Genomic DNA, 14,955 nt, shown 5'->3' with positions numbered 1-14,955 from the left:
AGCTCCGACACTGCCGGACCGGGACCGGGCAAAGCGCAGCCTGCCCAACTGCTCCCTGTGATACCGGCGCTGATTGTTGTCGACAACGACAACGACAACGACAACCGCAACAAAGGGATTCTCTCGTCGAGTTTTCTGACTTCTTTTCGAACTACTCCGTCCAAACAGGGGGGACACCGGTGAGCAACGACCTGACCGCCGAGCTTCAAGATCGTGTCCGCCACGCGGCCGATGCCGCATTGCCTCTGCGCTTGGAAGGCAACGGCACCAAGTCGTTGCTCGGGCGTGCGGTCGACGGCGAGGTCTTGGCGCTGTCCGGGCATGCCGGGATCCTCAACTACCAGCCCAAGGAGCTGGTCGTCACCGCGCGCTGCGGCACCCCGCTGCGCGAGATCGAGGCCGTGCTCGCCGAGGAGGGACAGATGCTCCCGTTCGAGCCGCCGCATTTCGCCGACGTCTCGGGCGGAGGCGACTCGACGACGGGCGCGACCTTGGGCGGAACCATCGCCTGTGGTCTCTCGGGTCCGGCGCGACCCTACGCCGGCTCGGCCCGCGATCTGGTGCTCGGCACACGCGTGTTGACCGGGCGTGCCGAGGTCCTGCGCTTCGGCGGCGAGGTCATGAAGAACGTCGCCGGCTACGACATCTCGCGGCTCATGACCGGGGCCTTCGGGACCCTCGGTGTTCTGCTCGACATCAGCGTCAAGGTGCTCCCTATCCCGACGACCGGCCGCACGCTGGTGCAGACTTGCTCGCAGGCGGAGGCGATCGCCCGCATGACGAGTTGGGCCGCGAAGCCGCTGCCGATCAGCGCGACCTGCTTCGACGGCGAACAGTTGTGGGTGAGGTTGTCCGGCAACCACGGCGGCGTCTCGGCCGCCGCCGAGCGCATCGGGGGCGAGGCGGTCGATGATGGCGACGCGCTTGCCTTCTGGCGCGAGCAGATCCGCGAGCAACGCCACCCCTTCTTTGCCGGCGACGGCCCGCTGTGGCGCTTGTCGGTGCCGCCGACCGTCGCGCCCCTGTCCCTGCCGGGCGACCAGCTGATCGAGTGGGGCGGGGCGCAACGTTGGCTGCGCAGCGATGCCTCGGCCGAGGTCATCCGTTCCGCGGTCGGCTCGGTCGGCGGGCATGCCATGCTCTTTCGCGGAGGGGATCGCCGCTCGGAGGTCTTCCACCCGCTCCCTGCCGGACTCATGACACTGCATCGCGAGATGAAACGGGCCTTCGATCCGAACGGCATCCTGAACCCAGGTCGTCTCTACCCGGCCCTCTAAACCGCGTCCAAAGCGACATGCGTCATGTTCATTTTGCGTTTGGCTTCGGAGATGGCCTCGATCTCGGTGAGACGCGGTTTAAAATTTAGTTTTTTGAATACTTTAAACCGCGCCTGCTCCAACGGTCGTCAAGTCTGCCGGGGCCGATCCCATCCAAAAACATCGCAGACCGCGCCGGGCGCGGTTTAGGAGCCAGGCATGCAGACCGAGATCCTGCCCGAGTTTCTGAGCACGCCCGCCGGTCGCGAGGCCGATGCCATCCTGCGGACCTGCGTCCACTGCGGCTTCTGCACCGCGACCTGCCCGACCTATCAGCTGCTCGGCGACGAGCTTGACGGCCCGCGCGGGCGCATCTATCAGATCAAGCTGGTCATGGAAGGCCAAGCGCCGACCCGCATCACCCAGCAGCATCTCGACCGCTGTTTGACCTGCCGCTCCTGCGAGACGACCTGTCCGTCGGGTGTGCGTTACGCGCGTCTGCTCGATATCGGGCGGCATCTGGTCGAGGATCGGGTGGAGCGTCCGGTGTCCGAGCGGCTGCTGCGCTGGGCGCTCGTCAAAACCGTGCCCTATCCATCACGTTTCGGCCCCTTGATGCGGATCGGGCGCTGGGTGAAACCGCTGTTGCCGGCCAAGCTCAAGGCGAAGCTGCCGACACCGCGCCCGGCCGGTGCTTGGCCGAAGCCCGCCGGGCGACGTCGGATGCTGGTGCTTGGCGGGTGCGTCCAGTCGGTCGCCACACCCAAGACCAACGCCGCGGCGGCGCGTGTGTTGGCGCGGCTCGGGATCGATCTGATCAAGTCGCCCGACGCCGGCTGCTGCGGTGCCGCCGCGTATCATCTGAACGCCCTGTCGGACGGGCTCGATGCCATGCGGCGCAATATCGACGCCTGGTGGCCCGAGATCGAGGCGGGCTGCGAGGCGATCCTGGTCACCGCGAGCGGCTGCGGTGCCATGGTGAAGGACTACGGTCATGCGCTGGCCGAGGATCCCCGCTATGCCGAGCGGGCCGCGCGTGTGGCGGCCTTGGCGCGCGATCCGATCGAGGTCATCGCGAGCCTGGATCTCGCGCCGCTCGGCTCGCCGGGCGTAGGTCGCAAGGTCGCTTTCCATGCACCCTGCACGCTGCAGCACGGCCAGCAGCTCAAACAGGTGGTCGAGCCGGTCCTGACGCGGCTCGGGTTTGCGATGACTCCGGTGCCGGACGGGCATCTGTGCTGCGGATCCGCCGGGACCTATTCGATCACGCAGCCCGGTCTCTCGGCACGTCTGCTTGCGAACAAGGTCGACGCCCTGGAGTCGGGCCGGCCCGAGCTGATCGCGACGGCCAACATCGGTTGCCAGCTCCAGATCGGCGGCGGTACCGCGATCCCTGTCGTCCATTGGCTCGAGCTGCTCGACGGCTGAGCCGCGCTCGGAGCGCTCCGGCTTGTCTTGAGGTCAAATCTGCCTTTTCGCTCGAAACGCCCTCGGCGGGGCGCGGCTCAGGTGAAACAAGATATGAGGATCACATCATGACCGAAGCTGTCGGCTTCATCGGCCTCGGTATCATGGGTCGGCCGATGGCCTTGAATCTCGTCAAGGCCGGTTACGACCTCGTCGTCCATGCCCGGCGAGCCGAATCGATGGCGCCGCTGGCCGACGCCGGTGCCCGGACGGCTTCGAGCCCGGCGGAGGTTGCCCGAGACGCGTCGATCGTCTTCACGATGGTCTCGGATACGCCGGATGTCGAAGAGGTGATCCTCGGCCCCGAGGGCGTCATCCAAGGTGTCCGACCCGATGCGGTGGTGGTGGACATGAGTACGATCTCGCCCTCGTCCACGCGGATGATGGCCGAGCGGCTCCACCTCGCCGGAGCCGAGATGCTCGATGCCCCGGTCTCGGGCGGCGAGGCCGGGGCGAAGGCCGGCACACTGTCCATCATGGTCGGGGGTGAGCCGGCCGCCTTTGCGCGGGTGCAACCGCTGTTCGAGGCGATGGGCGGGAATATCGTGCACGTCGGCCCCAGCGGGGCAGGCCAGGTGTGCAAGTCCTGCAACCAGATCGTCGTCGGCGCGACCATTGCGGGCGTCTCCGAGGCGGTCTTGTTGGCGCAGGCGAGCGGTGTTGATCCGCGCAAAGTGCGCGAGGCTCTCCTCGGTGGCTTTGCGGGCAGCCGCATCCTGGAGGTGCACGGCCTGCGGATGATCGAGGGCGATTACACGCCGGGGTTCAAGTCACGTCTGCACCAGAAGGATATGCGGATCGTGCTCGAGTCCGCACAGGAGTTGGGTATCTCCTTGACGACGGCGGCAATGGTGGCGGAATGGCTGAACCTGCTGGTCGAGGGCGGAATGGGCGAAGAGGATTCCGCGGCCATCTTCGAGGTGATCCGCGGTGCGGTCGGCGAGGGGTAGATCTCTTCTAAACCGCGCCCAGAGTGAAGTGCGTCATTTTTACTTTGCGTTTGGCTTTGGAGATATCCTCGATCTCGGTGCGGCGCGGTTTAAAATTTTTTAGTTTTTTTAATATTTTAAACCACGCCAGCTCCGACGACTGTCGGAGCTGGCGTGGCCAATCCACTCCAGCAAATTACGCATACCGCGCCGGGCGCGGTTTTGGACCGGCGCAAGGACTCCAGCCGGGGTTATTTAGGTGATTTCCGGGAAAGGATCTACCGACAGAGCCGGAACCAAGGTCAGTCGTCGAAGGTTCTACTCGTTGTCGTAGTCGTAGTCGTAGTCGTAGTCGTAGTCGTATTCCGGACGAACCGATCCTTCCTCGCACATCCGATCGGCCTGAAGCAACGTCGCGAAGCGGCGTGCCCCCGGGATAGACGACTTGCAGTTGTCCTCTTCCCCGCGCCTCGCTCGCACGACCGTCGCGTCGGGCAACACCTGAAAGCAGAGGAAGATCGCGAACGGATCAGCACAGCGGAAACTGGTGCCAAAGCGCGTTTGGCGCGGTTCTCGAGTGCGTCGCGTTGACCGCGACCTCGCGGGTCGTCGGGCCGGCTGAAGAGGACGACTGCAAGTCGTCTATCCCAGGAGGGTGTCGCCGTTTCGCGACGACCGTTGGCGTTACTTCCGACCCATCCTCTGTGTAGTTGGAATCTCGATTCCCGGAAATCGCCTAAGCGGAGCACCCAATCCAGTCGTTGTCGATTGCGATTACGACAACGACAACGACAACGACAACGAGTGAGCTCGACGTTTGGTGCATGCACAGTCCTGAGCGGGGACGCGGTTCAAAATGATCTATTATTTAATATCTTAACCGTGCCGACTCCGGCGGTCGTCAAGTCCGTCGGTGCCGATCCCATCGAAAAACATCGCATGCCGCGCCGGGCGCGGTTTAAGCGATCAAAGCACGCCATCGAACGCGATCGGCGTGCCCGGTTGCTCCAGCTTGACCGGCTTGCTGAAATGGTACCCTTGGGCGTCGTCGACCCCGAGCCCCTTCAGAATCCCTAAGATCTCGGCGTTCTCGACGAACTCGGCGATGACGCGCTTGCCCATGCCGTGGGCCATGTCGGTGATCGCTTTCACGAAGATCCGGTCTTCCGGATTCTTGGCGATGTCGCGCACGAAGGCACCGTCGATCTTGACCTCGTCGACCGGAAGCTTACGCAGGTAGGCGTAGGAGGCATAGCCGCTGCCGAAATCATCCAGGGCGAAACGACACCCGAGCTCCTGCATGCCGCGCATCAGGCGCGTCGCATTCAGCAGGCTGTTGATCGCGGCGGTCTCGGTGACCTCGAAGGACATCCGCTCGGGCGCGATGCGGTGTCGTTCCAAAAGGTGTCGCAGGTCCGTCAGCAGCAAGGGGTCGTCCATGGCGCTGGCGGAGAGGTTGATCGAGAGATTCAGGTCGGCCCGCAGCTCCATGGCGGCGAGGGCATTGTCGATAACCCATCGATCGATCGCCTGGATCTGCCCGGTGCGTTCCGCCACCGGAATGAATCGATCCGGATACACCATCCCGCCGCGTGCGTCGCGCATCCTCAGCAAGACCTCCATGTGACGTGTTCGTCCGGTGGCGATCTCGATAATCGGTTGCACATGCAGCTCGAATCGCCCCTGAGTCAGTGCCTGATTGATTTGCTCGCGCCAGAGCACGCGGGCATCGAGCTGCTCCTTGCCCTGATCCTCCTCCGAGAAGAGATACCAGCGTCCGCGTCCTTTCTCCTTGGCTTGATACATGGCCAGATCGGCACTCGCCATGAGTTGGCCGATGTCGGAGCCTTGGGTCGGGAACATGACGATGCCGATACTCGCCGTCACCCTGTGGCGGCGGCCGTGCTCTTGAAGGCTGATCGAGCAGACCGCCTCTTGGACCGACTCGGCGCTGGCGAGGGCGTCGTCCTCGGTCGCCTCGGGCAAGACCAGGGCGAACTCGTCGCCGCCCAAGCGTGCGAGTAGATCGCTGGTCTGGGTGACGAGTCTCAATTGCTCGGAGACGCGCTGCAACAAGGTATCACCGACGCGGTGGCCGCTCAGATCGTTGACGTCCTTGAACTGATCGAGGTCCAGGAACAGGAGCGCGCCCTGATGACCGAAACGGATCGTTTGATCCAGGATGCGCTCGAAATCGTCGTTGAAACGGCGGCGATTGTACAGCTGGGTCAAGGGGTCGTGATCGGCGAGCCAGACAAGGCGGGCCTCGGCCTGCTCGCGGTCGTACTGGAGCAGCTCCATGCGGTCGGTCAGGCTCCTCACCGTGTCGGTCATGAGATCGATCTCGTCGCGCAGCATGAGCGATTTCGAGCGTCCGGGGAGCTGACGGCGCAGATCCGTATAGCGGTTTTCCGCCAGCAAGGGGATGACCGTGGCCAGATCCCTGAGTCGGTACAGGGGACCCTTGATGATCAGTAAGAGCAACGAGCCGGAGAGGATCAGACCGAGGGTTCCGAGCAGGATGCTGCCGGTCGTGGCCGTGCGGATCGCCTCGCGCTGGGTGGTCACGTCGTTGACCACCAGGGCATCGATGCCGGCGGCGAGTGCCGGGATGCGAAAGATCTCGTACCAGCCCGCCCCGTGCGGGATGAGGAGCGGCTCCTGCATCGTGTCGGCGCTCGCGAGCGTCGGCGCGGCGGCACGCAGAACGGGCAGGGTGTCGTCCGGGTAGGTGACGGCGGGAAACTGCAGATAGTCCGGGCTGAGCGGATTCAGCAGCTCGGCGGAGCGGGCATCGTCATGCCAGGTGATGGCGACCTCGGCTCCGGTCAGTGCGTTGAAGGCCAGCAATGCATCGGCGAGCGAGCGCCCGAGGACCAGGTTGCCGGCGAAGGAGCCGTCCCAAAGCAGCGGTGTCGCTTTGTATTGCCGGCATTCCGGGCTGCACAAGAGTGCCGCAATCGCCCGCTCCGGGGTTTCTTGAAGCTCGGCGCGCAAAGCGTCCGGAATATCCTGAGCATCCTCCGGCCAGACAATGGCCGTGGTGCCGTCCGGTCGAATCCACTGGACGGATCGAATGTCCCATTCCAAGTCGAGCATGGCACCGTTGGTGAGCAATGCCTCCTCGATTGCGGCATCCGGACCCGACATCGCCGATTCGCCGCCACCGAGCAGAGGAACCAGACTGGCGAGCTTGGACATCGCTTGGGTGCCCTCCTCGACGAGTGCGCGCAACTGTCTGGCCTGTTGATCGCGAACGGCGCTCTGCTGGAACTCGAACTGGCTGGTCAGTTGAAGGTTCGAGATCAACGCGAGCGATGCATTCACGAGCACGAGCGCCAGCGTCATGGCGATGAGTGCCTTCCAGCGCAGACTTAGATCGACCGACGGCATCGTTTTGACGGTGGCTGCGTCCTCCATCCCCGGGGGCCTCAAAAACGGACCGAAACGGATGCGCCGAAGACATCCCATTCACGTACGAGATTGCTCGGGTCGGGGTTTTCGCGGATCGACAGGGCATAGGTGCCGTCGTGCCGTTGAAATTCGAGACGAAACATGAGGTTCGGGTTGATGTCCCAGCGCAGTCCCAGGGTCCAGATCTTGGAAAAGAAATCGAAGCGCGGGGTGGTTCCGCCGGTGAGATCCGAGGAGCCCCACCCGTTGCGATCGCTGCGGTTTGCAAAACCTTCCTCGTAACGGGCCATGATCTCGAGATTCGGTCGAAGCCGGTAAGCGCCCTGCAGATAGTACCCTTCCATGACCTGATCTTTGAAGGGGAAATAGGGGCCTAGATCGTTCCAGCGCGTCGGTGCTCGGGAGTACTCGGACGAGATCGTCCAATCCGCGGCGTTGTACTGGAACGAAGCGACCCAGTCGAAGACGTCGATGGTCCCGGGGCTCAAAAGGGATTCCGGCCGGGCATTGAAATCCATTTCAGTCACGATGGCGCTGAGGCCCAGCTTGATCTCGTCGGCCGGCGTCGAAAACCATAGGCTTCCGATCCCCCAGTTGATGCCTTCAGCTCGGAGATCGCCCTCGAAGTCGCCGCCGAGATAGGCCCATTCGACGTTGTTGTCGATGACGGACTGCCCGACGCCGAGGTTCAGGGAGAGGTTGCCCTGATCGAGATAGCGGTCGCCGTAGAGCATGACTCCATCGTATGACAGCAGCAGATTCCGAACTTTGTCATAGTAAATCACTTGAGGCAGGAAGATGCCGGGGCGCGTGAATGGGACGTCGCGCGTCTCGTTGTAAAGTCCGAAAGGATTCTTGATGCGTCCGAGGCGCACCCCGAGGCGACGCTCGGCATCGGAGATGGGCGTAAAATCGACTAAGCCATAGTCCAGAGATGGGGTGCCGTCGTACATACCTCCGGCCTTTCGAACCAAAAGCTGCCCTGAAAACAGCAGGCTCGGCGTGCTTTGGTAGGAGGCATTCAGCCCGATCTCGGTGAAGTCGAACGAGGTACCGGGGCTATTGCCGTAATAGTCGTTGTCGGTCGATTTGAGGACGGCCTGGCTGGCGAAGCCGTGGACCTGCAGTTTCCCCTCGACAAACTCCAGGGCCGGAGCCGTACTCGGAGCCATCCAGGCCAGCAGGACCGCGATTGAGAGTCGGGTACGCATCTCAACGCACCTCCAGCAGGCGAATGCTTGGATTCTCGATCGGTCCATCTGCATAGCCGATCGCTCCCGGCGTGGTGGCGACGCGGTCGAGCATCTCCTGCTCGCTCGAGACGGTCGTCGGCGCCTGCCCTGTCCCGGAGAAGATCTGTCGGTCCCAAACGCGCCGAAGTTGGTAGGGGTAGAGTCCGAGGATTTCGTTGGAGAAGCGGTTGTGAAGTGCGTTGTTGTCGGGCAGCACGAAAACCTTGACCAATGTTCCGTTGGGCCAATTTTTGAGGCGCATCGTGAAGAAAAGACGCGCCTCGTTGCGGGTCAAGGTCTCGACACCCGCGCCTCTGTGAGCGATCAAGTCTTGCGGACAGGCGTGCAATGACATGCAGCACAAGGCCGCACCGACCGCGCTCTTGATGATGTTGCGCACAGACCGACGGGAGATCAAGGCGTGTTCCAGAAGTCCTGTATCGACTCATCCACCACGGGTACGCTCAGTCTCGAGGCCCCGTGCCGAGATCCTTAGACGAGCGCAGGTGGACAGGATCGAAGACAGACGCAACCCATGGGGTCGCGGGCAGGTCGCCTTCCAAACCAGCGCCGATACCTTGCCGCCCTTCCCTTTGATCAGGAAGTGCCGACGTGGATCGTTTTTCCGGGCGTCTGCGAGTCGTAACTCTCGTCATGATCTTCGCCATGATCGAGTGCGGCCGCGGGAGTCGCGACCAAGCTTGGGGAGATCAAGCGATGGCCCAAGTCTAGACTGTGTAGGTGCGTAGACACAAGGTCCGCGTTCGTGCTAAACGCGCTGCATGTCGCGTCGGTGCCGCAGAGGACGCGTGCAGAGGATCCGTAATGCTTGGGATTACGCGACATGTTGTTGATGTGATAGCCTCCTGCCCGGTATGAGTATGACGTTCGAAGCGGACAAAGCGCGTGTCGGCGGAATCGCTGCGATGCGCGCTAAGCGCAATCTCGCCCTCCGATTTTCTTTCGAGGTGCGAGATCGCGCGAATCGATAATGTCACCGGAGGGTTGCATGAGCTTGAATGCATCGGAGTCAGCCTGTCATCCGGGGGCGGGTCACGGCCAAGACCCCTACTTTCGGTTCAACTGCGTCGAGGATGCGTCCAGTCTGGACACCGTCTATCGCATCCGCTACCAAGTCTACTGCGTAGAGCGTGGTTTTTTGGACGAGAACGACTTCCCGGACGAAGCGGAGCGAGACGAGTTCGACGCGTATTCGATACATATGCTCGCCACTCATCGTGCCGGCCATCCCGCGGGAACGGCACGGCTCGTCATGCCTTCGCCGCTCGGCTTTCCTCTGATGAGCCACTGTGTGTTCACCGGCGATTACGCCTTTTTAAACGACCCGTCACATCCAGCACTGGCAGGTTTTGCCGAGATCTCGCGTTTGGCGGTTTCGAAAAATTTTCGACGTCGCGAGGGTGATTCAGTCTTTGGTGGCCCGCCCCGAATAGATCCCGGTCGGCCGGAGAGTGCCGACATTTTGCCCTTCTGCCCTCCGCGCAACACCCCTGAGATCCTGATCGGACTCTCCCGATTGCTGTATCAGGAGAGCAAGCGCCGCGGGGTGACCCACTGGATGTTGGCCATGGAGCGGGGTCTGTATCTCATGCTGAGACGATTGGGCTTCCGTTACATCCCCGCCGGCCCGGATGTCGATTACTTCGGCCCCGTGCGGCCCTATGTCACCAGCGTCGAGGCGTTTGAGACGGCTCTGTACGCGACCTTTCCGGCAACCCTACAATACCTGGCCTGCGGTTTGGAGTCCGAGTACTTGCCCGACTGCATCGAGTCCGCCGTCGCTGGCGATCCGCAAGTGCAGGAGCAGGCCCGGAGTGCCTGATTGGATTCACGGGGCCGATTGAGCCGGCTGGTGCCGGATTCGGTTCAGGGTCTTCTCGGGGCGTCGAGATAGTTGAATTTTCTTTCGTAATCTAAAGTTTGACCGAATGGAAAGTCGGCGTGTGACCAGATCTTGATTCGGTCGCGGTCACCGGAGTTCGGTTTGGGGAGACAGGCGTCGAGCGCGCTTGCGAATTCCGGCCCTCCGTTCTCCACGCCTGCGCTCAATTGCACATGGATGCAACAGCCGGTGTCCTCATGCTCGATGCGAAAGGCGCCGCTTAGGCGGTCGGCGATGTCGTGCCGCACGTAGAGGGCGTCCTTGATGTCGAGCAAGGGGCGTCCATCGGGAAGATGATCGCTGGCGCGACCGACAACTGCGATCATCGGGAGTCTCGGCACATTCAGGTGAACCCCGCCGATGTCGCTCAAGGTGCGTGCGACAGTCGCGGTGTCGAGCAATCTGGCCCGGTCTCCGGTCCGATAGCGGATGAGTGGAAGCATCGAGTCCGGATCGAGGCTGGAGATCGTCAAGGCGCCGAAGCCGCTCGGGTCGGGCTCGATCACCTCGACAAAAATCCGAAGCGGGTCATAGACGAAGAGAAGGGGCGGGACCCGGCCCTGCCAATCGCCGATCGCCGGGCGTAATGCCTCCGGTTGCCGATGGGCGCGCTGGCGCAAGCGAACGGTATCGGTTGTCTCGAAAAACAGGTTCAGGCCGAGCTCCCCGACGCCCATCGAGGAGATCGCCGATCCGGCCGTCCATCCGTCCGGATCCTGCCCCAAACCGCGCACGACATAATCCCGAAATGCCTCGCCGAAGGTCTCTTCGCCGAGGACCACGTGGACCTTGAAACGACCCCAGTCCAGACCGCGATCGCGGCCCTGATCGAGGAGGCGTTTGCAGAACAATGGATCCGTGACCAGGATCGTTTGTTGGTGATGCGGAGCAAACTGCTCCACCAACGCGCACACCATATCCTCTCGTACACTGGTCTCGGCGATGGTGACGGTCGAGCAGGAGAAGCGCACCCCCATCGGAAGGGCGTTGATCAGAAGCGTCGAGTAGCGGTCGGTCCCGAAGCTGAGCTCCAGTGCCAGCTCGATCGCCTTTGCGGCGCGCCGGGCTTGTCGATGCGTGGAGAGGCCGAATGCGAACCGCCCTCCTTGGCCGGAACTCGTCAAGACACCGGCCAGCGAGCCCAGATGTCCACCGACACAGAGTTGATCGATGGGATAGGCGCCGAAAATGTCCTGCTTCTCGATGACCGGGCATAGCCGGGTGAAGTCATCCAGCGTCCGGATCCCGCCCGCCGATACGCCGTGGGCATTCAGGATGGCGGCGTAGGCCGGTACGTCGCGCGCGACACGTTGAAACCGCTCGAGGACACGTCGATTGCCGGCCTTTAGGAGCGCCGCCGTATCGATGTGCTCCATCGCTTTGAGCTGCCATCGCCGCACGAGCTTGTCCAGTGCTCTCATCATCTACTCGCATCTACTCGTAAACGGTTGTGGCGACGCCGTTCATCACGGTAACCCTGGCGACACCGGCCGCGCCGAGCGGACACATGTAATTGATGATGGCGACGGTGCGTGTGTTGTTGAGCGCTTCTTCCGACATCAGCATGACGGAGCCGTCGCCGCGCGAGTTCCCGGCGACGCAGCCGCAACGTGCCAAGTCATCCGTCGTCATGCCGGGGGCGAAGGTGCAGGTATCGCCGCGTGAGCTCGTCGCCGTGGATTGACAGCCGGTCACCCCGAGCAGGCAGATCAGAGCGCCGAGTGTGACGAGATGCGTCCCGAGTCGGCCAGTCGGCGGTTTTCCGTATCCCTGATCGCGTCGGCGAGCAGCGACGTCGGCGACGCCTTGGGACATGTCGATGCTCCGTGACTCGGATTCGATGCGGGTGAAGGATGCGGGCAGCGCCCGGCGGCTTTGCTTCGAGCCGTTCGGCCGCTCGGGCAACGCCGATGCTGTCGGTGCTGCTCCGAGCCGATGCCCGACGATGAAGAGGGCGACTCAGCGCACCTCGACCTTGCCTTTGACCGAGCGGATGAAGGTCGCGACCACGCCGTCGCCCACCGCCAGCTCGGCGAGGAGTGCCGGGTCGTTGACGGTGAAGTCGACCGTCTCCTGCGCGCCCTGGACGCTGACCTTGCGGTTGGCCTTGTCGACCGCAGCGATCCGACCGTACAGGGTCATGGTGTCGGTCAGGGTTCCAGCCGGCTTCGCCCCGCGCTCGCGGTCGACGACCGTCTCTTGAGTCGTCCCGACGGCTGCCGGATCCGGTCCTTTGACAAGATCGATCAAAACGGCCTCGGTTTCCGTAATGGTGAGCTTGTTGCCGATCTTGATCTGGTCGAGAGGCCCGACCTGTTCCGGGACATTGATGACGTGGAACCGGCCATCCGGTGTTTTGATCGTGAGCATGCGTCGCTCGACGTTGACGATCTCGACGATCCCGCTGATCTCCGAGGTGACCTCGGAGCCCGTCACCGGAATGACGGTCACGTCCGCCTGCGCTGTCGAAGACACGACGATGATCCCGCCTGCAAGTGCGAAAGCCAAGGTCAAAGCCATTGGTTTTCCATTCATGATGCGCTCTCCTGTTGTGGCGTCGGATCGACTCGGATCCGTCTGTCGGAGCCGGCGACCCGTCTGCTTATACGTGTGAATGGTGCTTGCGCGAAGGTACGGCACTCCGGATTCTCGCCGAGCTGCGACCAGCACCGAAGCGGTGCAGACGGCGCCCGCACGGTACCCCGTCCGCGCGCCTCCCGCAAGCGCCCCGAAGGCGGTGCCCCGAAGACGGTGCTTAAACCGCGCCCGGTGCGGTATGCGATGTTTTGGGATGGGATCGGCCCCGGCGGATTTGACGGCCGCTGGAGGCGGTGAGGTTTAAGAGATTGAAAATGATAATTTTTAAACCGCGTCCCCGCGAAGGGCCGCGGATGCACCAAACGTCGAGCTCACTCGAAAGTGAGCATCTCGCTCTGGACGCGGTTTAGATGAACAAGAATTAAGACATCGGACATCCTCGAGCAATGGCGGCGCCCGGATACTCCGAAGCTGTTCATCAACGTCCCGGTACGCATCCGTCTCGATGGCGATGTCGGCCGGATTTTGGTCAGGAGAATACCGTGTCACAACGCCGAATCACGACCCCGACTCGTTCGATCGCCGTGGCCCCGTCGCTGCCCTTGCGTCGCCCGGCACTCGTCAGTGCGACCTTGGCCCTTGCCCTCGCATCCGGTGCCGTTTATTGGAACGGACGCGATGCCGTCGCGGCGGATCAACCGATCACCGCGGATGCGCGCGTTGCGTCCGCGGCGTTTCCCAGCTTTGCGGACGTGGCCGAGCGGGTCACCCCCGCGGTGGTCAACGTCTCGGTCAAGACCGAAAGTGTGCAACCCATGGGCTTGCGCGGCCACCCTGCGCTTCCGCCGGACGCTGCCGTTCCCGAAGCCTTCCGTCGCTTCTTCGAGCAGCCGGGGCGGTCGATGCCGCGCCAGACCACGGGACAAGGTTCAGGCTTCGTCGTGGACAGCGACGGTCATATCGTGACCAACCATCACGTGATCGAAGGCGCGGGCGAGGTGACCGTCGTCCTGAACGACGGCACCAGCCATGTGGCGCGCGTGGTCGGTGTCGACACCAAGACGGACCTCGCAGTGCTCAAGATCGACATCGATCGCCCGCTGGTCGCCGTCGAGCTGGGTGATTCGAGCAAGGCCCGCGTCGGCGATTGGGTCCTCGCGGTCGGCAACCCCTTCGGTCTAGGCGGCTCGGTGAATGCCGGGATCATTTCCGCACGCGGACGCGACATCAACTCGGGTCCTTACGACGACTATCTGCAGATCGACGCGCCGATCAATCGCGGCAACTCGGGTGGTCCGCTGTTCGACATCGAGGGTCGGGTGATCGGTGTGAATACCGCCATCTTCTCCCCGAGCGGGGGCAATGTCGGGATCGGGTTCGCCATCCCGGCCGAGACGGTCGAGCGTGTGGTGGCCGACCTTCGCGAGAATGGGCGCGTTGAGCGTGGCTGGCTGGGCGTGCAGATCCAGCCGGTGACCGAGGAGTTGGCCGCCGGGCTCGGGCTCGAGCAAGCGACCGGGGTTCTGATCACGGATCTCGTGCCCGGCGCTCCCGCCGCCGCGTCCGATCTGCGAACCGGCGATGTCATTCTCAGCGCGTCGGGGCAGCCGCTGAGCTCGCCGAAAGACCTCTCGAAGCTGGTCGCCGCGACCAAGGCCGGCACCGAAATGACGCTGCGCGTGGTGCGGGACGGTCAGGCACGTGACCTGACATTGACGATCGGCCGGATGCCCGAAGAGGATCGGATCGCCGCGGTGCCGAGCGAGGACGCCGATGCGACAGGCCGCCCCCGTCTGGGACTCTATCTGTCGCCGCTCACCCCCGAGCTGCGTGCGGAGCGCGGGCTGAGCGCTGACGCCGCCGGCGTCTTCGTGTCGCAGGTCGAGCCCGACAGCCCGGCCGATCGCGCCGGGGTGGAGGCGGGCAGCCTCATCTCGATGGTCGGGATGGAGTCGGTCAGCACGCCGGAGCAGGTCGTCACCGCGGTGCGCGCGGCCGCCGAGGAGAAGCGCGACAGCCTGATCCTGCGAGTCGAGAAGGACGGACGGCCTCTCTTCATCGCCGTCCCCTTCGCGACCTGATCCCCACCGCGTCTCAGGCGCATCGAACGCAGGGTGATATGCGGTCGCGGCTTTGCCGAAAGGCAAGGTCGCGATCGCGCAACCGAGCGCCCCGCCACAGGCCCCGACCAAGCGGATTCCGCGCTATTCTGTACC

Annotated in this window: 12 protein-coding genes; 5 read left to right on the top strand and 7 right to left on the bottom strand. The window is 63.3% G+C overall.

Translation table 11 applies throughout. The annotated features are described in order from the left end of the window. Positions 1-179: 179 nt before the first annotated feature. From glcE to BDD21_RS03785, 3 genes are all read left to right on the top strand, one after another. Entirely contained in the window at positions 180-1,277 is a 1,098-nt protein-coding gene (glcE, locus tag BDD21_RS03795) for a glycolate oxidase subunit GlcE (protein ID WP_120796006.1), read from the top strand. Positions 1,278-1,475: 198 nt separating this feature from the next. Then, complete coding sequence (glcF, locus tag BDD21_RS03790) at positions 1,476-2,684, top strand: glycolate oxidase subunit GlcF (protein ID WP_120796005.1); 1,209 nt, start codon at positions 1,476-1,478, stop codon at positions 2,682-2,684. Between the two features lie 107 nt (positions 2,685-2,791). Beyond that, positions 2,792-3,673, top strand: a complete 882-nt coding sequence (locus BDD21_RS03785) for a 2-hydroxy-3-oxopropionate reductase (protein WP_120796004.1) — start codon at positions 2,792-2,794, stop codon at positions 3,671-3,673. Positions 3,674-3,970: 297 nt separating this feature from the next. Here the strand turns inward: BDD21_RS03785 and BDD21_RS27720 are convergent, their stop codons facing one another. The 4 genes from BDD21_RS27720 to BDD21_RS03765 form a co-directional block, all read right to left on the bottom strand. Continuing rightward, positions 3,971-4,132, bottom strand: a complete 162-nt coding sequence (locus tag BDD21_RS27720) for a hypothetical protein (protein ID WP_170164679.1) — start codon at positions 4,130-4,132, stop codon at positions 3,971-3,973. Between the two features lie 486 nt (positions 4,133-4,618). Continuing rightward, complete coding sequence (locus BDD21_RS03775) at positions 4,619-7,072, bottom strand: putative bifunctional diguanylate cyclase/phosphodiesterase (RefSeq protein WP_120796002.1); 2,454 nt, start codon at positions 7,070-7,072, stop codon at positions 4,619-4,621. Between the two features lie 11 nt (positions 7,073-7,083). Beyond that, positions 7,084-8,277: a hypothetical protein gene (locus BDD21_RS03770; protein ID WP_120796001.1), complete on the bottom strand. Its 1,194-nt coding sequence runs from the start codon at positions 8,275-8,277 to the stop codon at positions 7,084-7,086. Position 8,278: 1 nt separating this feature from the next. Further along, on the bottom strand, positions 8,279-8,716 hold the full coding sequence (locus tag BDD21_RS03765) for a type 2 periplasmic-binding domain-containing protein (protein WP_120796000.1): 438 nt from the start codon (positions 8,714-8,716) through the stop codon (positions 8,279-8,281). A gap of 591 nt (positions 8,717-9,307) precedes the next feature. Between BDD21_RS03765 and BDD21_RS03760 the strand changes: the two genes are divergently transcribed. Further along, a complete protein-coding gene (locus BDD21_RS03760) occupies positions 9,308-10,141 on the top strand; it encodes a PEP-CTERM/exosortase system-associated acyltransferase (RefSeq protein WP_120795999.1) in 834 nt (277 codons plus the stop codon). A gap of 44 nt (positions 10,142-10,185) precedes the next feature. On the opposite strand, the gene BDD21_RS03755 is transcribed toward BDD21_RS03760, so the two are convergent. The 3 genes from BDD21_RS03755 to BDD21_RS03745 form a co-directional block, all read right to left on the bottom strand. Then, a complete protein-coding gene (locus BDD21_RS03755; RefSeq protein ID WP_245969391.1) occupies positions 10,186-11,625 on the bottom strand; it encodes a phenylacetate--CoA ligase family protein in 1,440 nt (479 codons plus the stop codon). A gap of 10 nt (positions 11,626-11,635) precedes the next feature. Next, on the bottom strand, positions 11,636-12,016 hold the full coding sequence (locus BDD21_RS03750; RefSeq protein WP_147430985.1) for a hypothetical protein: 381 nt from the start codon (positions 12,014-12,016) through the stop codon (positions 11,636-11,638). Positions 12,017-12,160: 144 nt separating this feature from the next. Beyond that, positions 12,161-12,736: a hypothetical protein gene (locus BDD21_RS03745; protein WP_120795997.1), complete on the bottom strand. Its 576-nt coding sequence runs from the start codon at positions 12,734-12,736 to the stop codon at positions 12,161-12,163. A 545-nt stretch (positions 12,737-13,281) separates the two neighbouring features. Here BDD21_RS03745 and BDD21_RS03740 point away from each other — a divergent pair. Then, on the top strand, positions 13,282-14,820 hold the full coding sequence (locus tag BDD21_RS03740; protein WP_120795996.1) for a Do family serine endopeptidase: 1,539 nt from the start codon (positions 13,282-13,284) through the stop codon (positions 14,818-14,820). Positions 14,821-14,955 lie beyond the last annotated feature (135 nt).

It is taken from the genome of Thiocapsa rosea, assembly GCF_003634315.1.
Lineage (GTDB): Bacteria > Pseudomonadota > Gammaproteobacteria > Chromatiales > Chromatiaceae > Thiocapsa > Thiocapsa rosea.
Note: the sequence above shows the minus strand (reverse complement) of the source record. Positions and strands in the feature narration are given on the sequence as shown.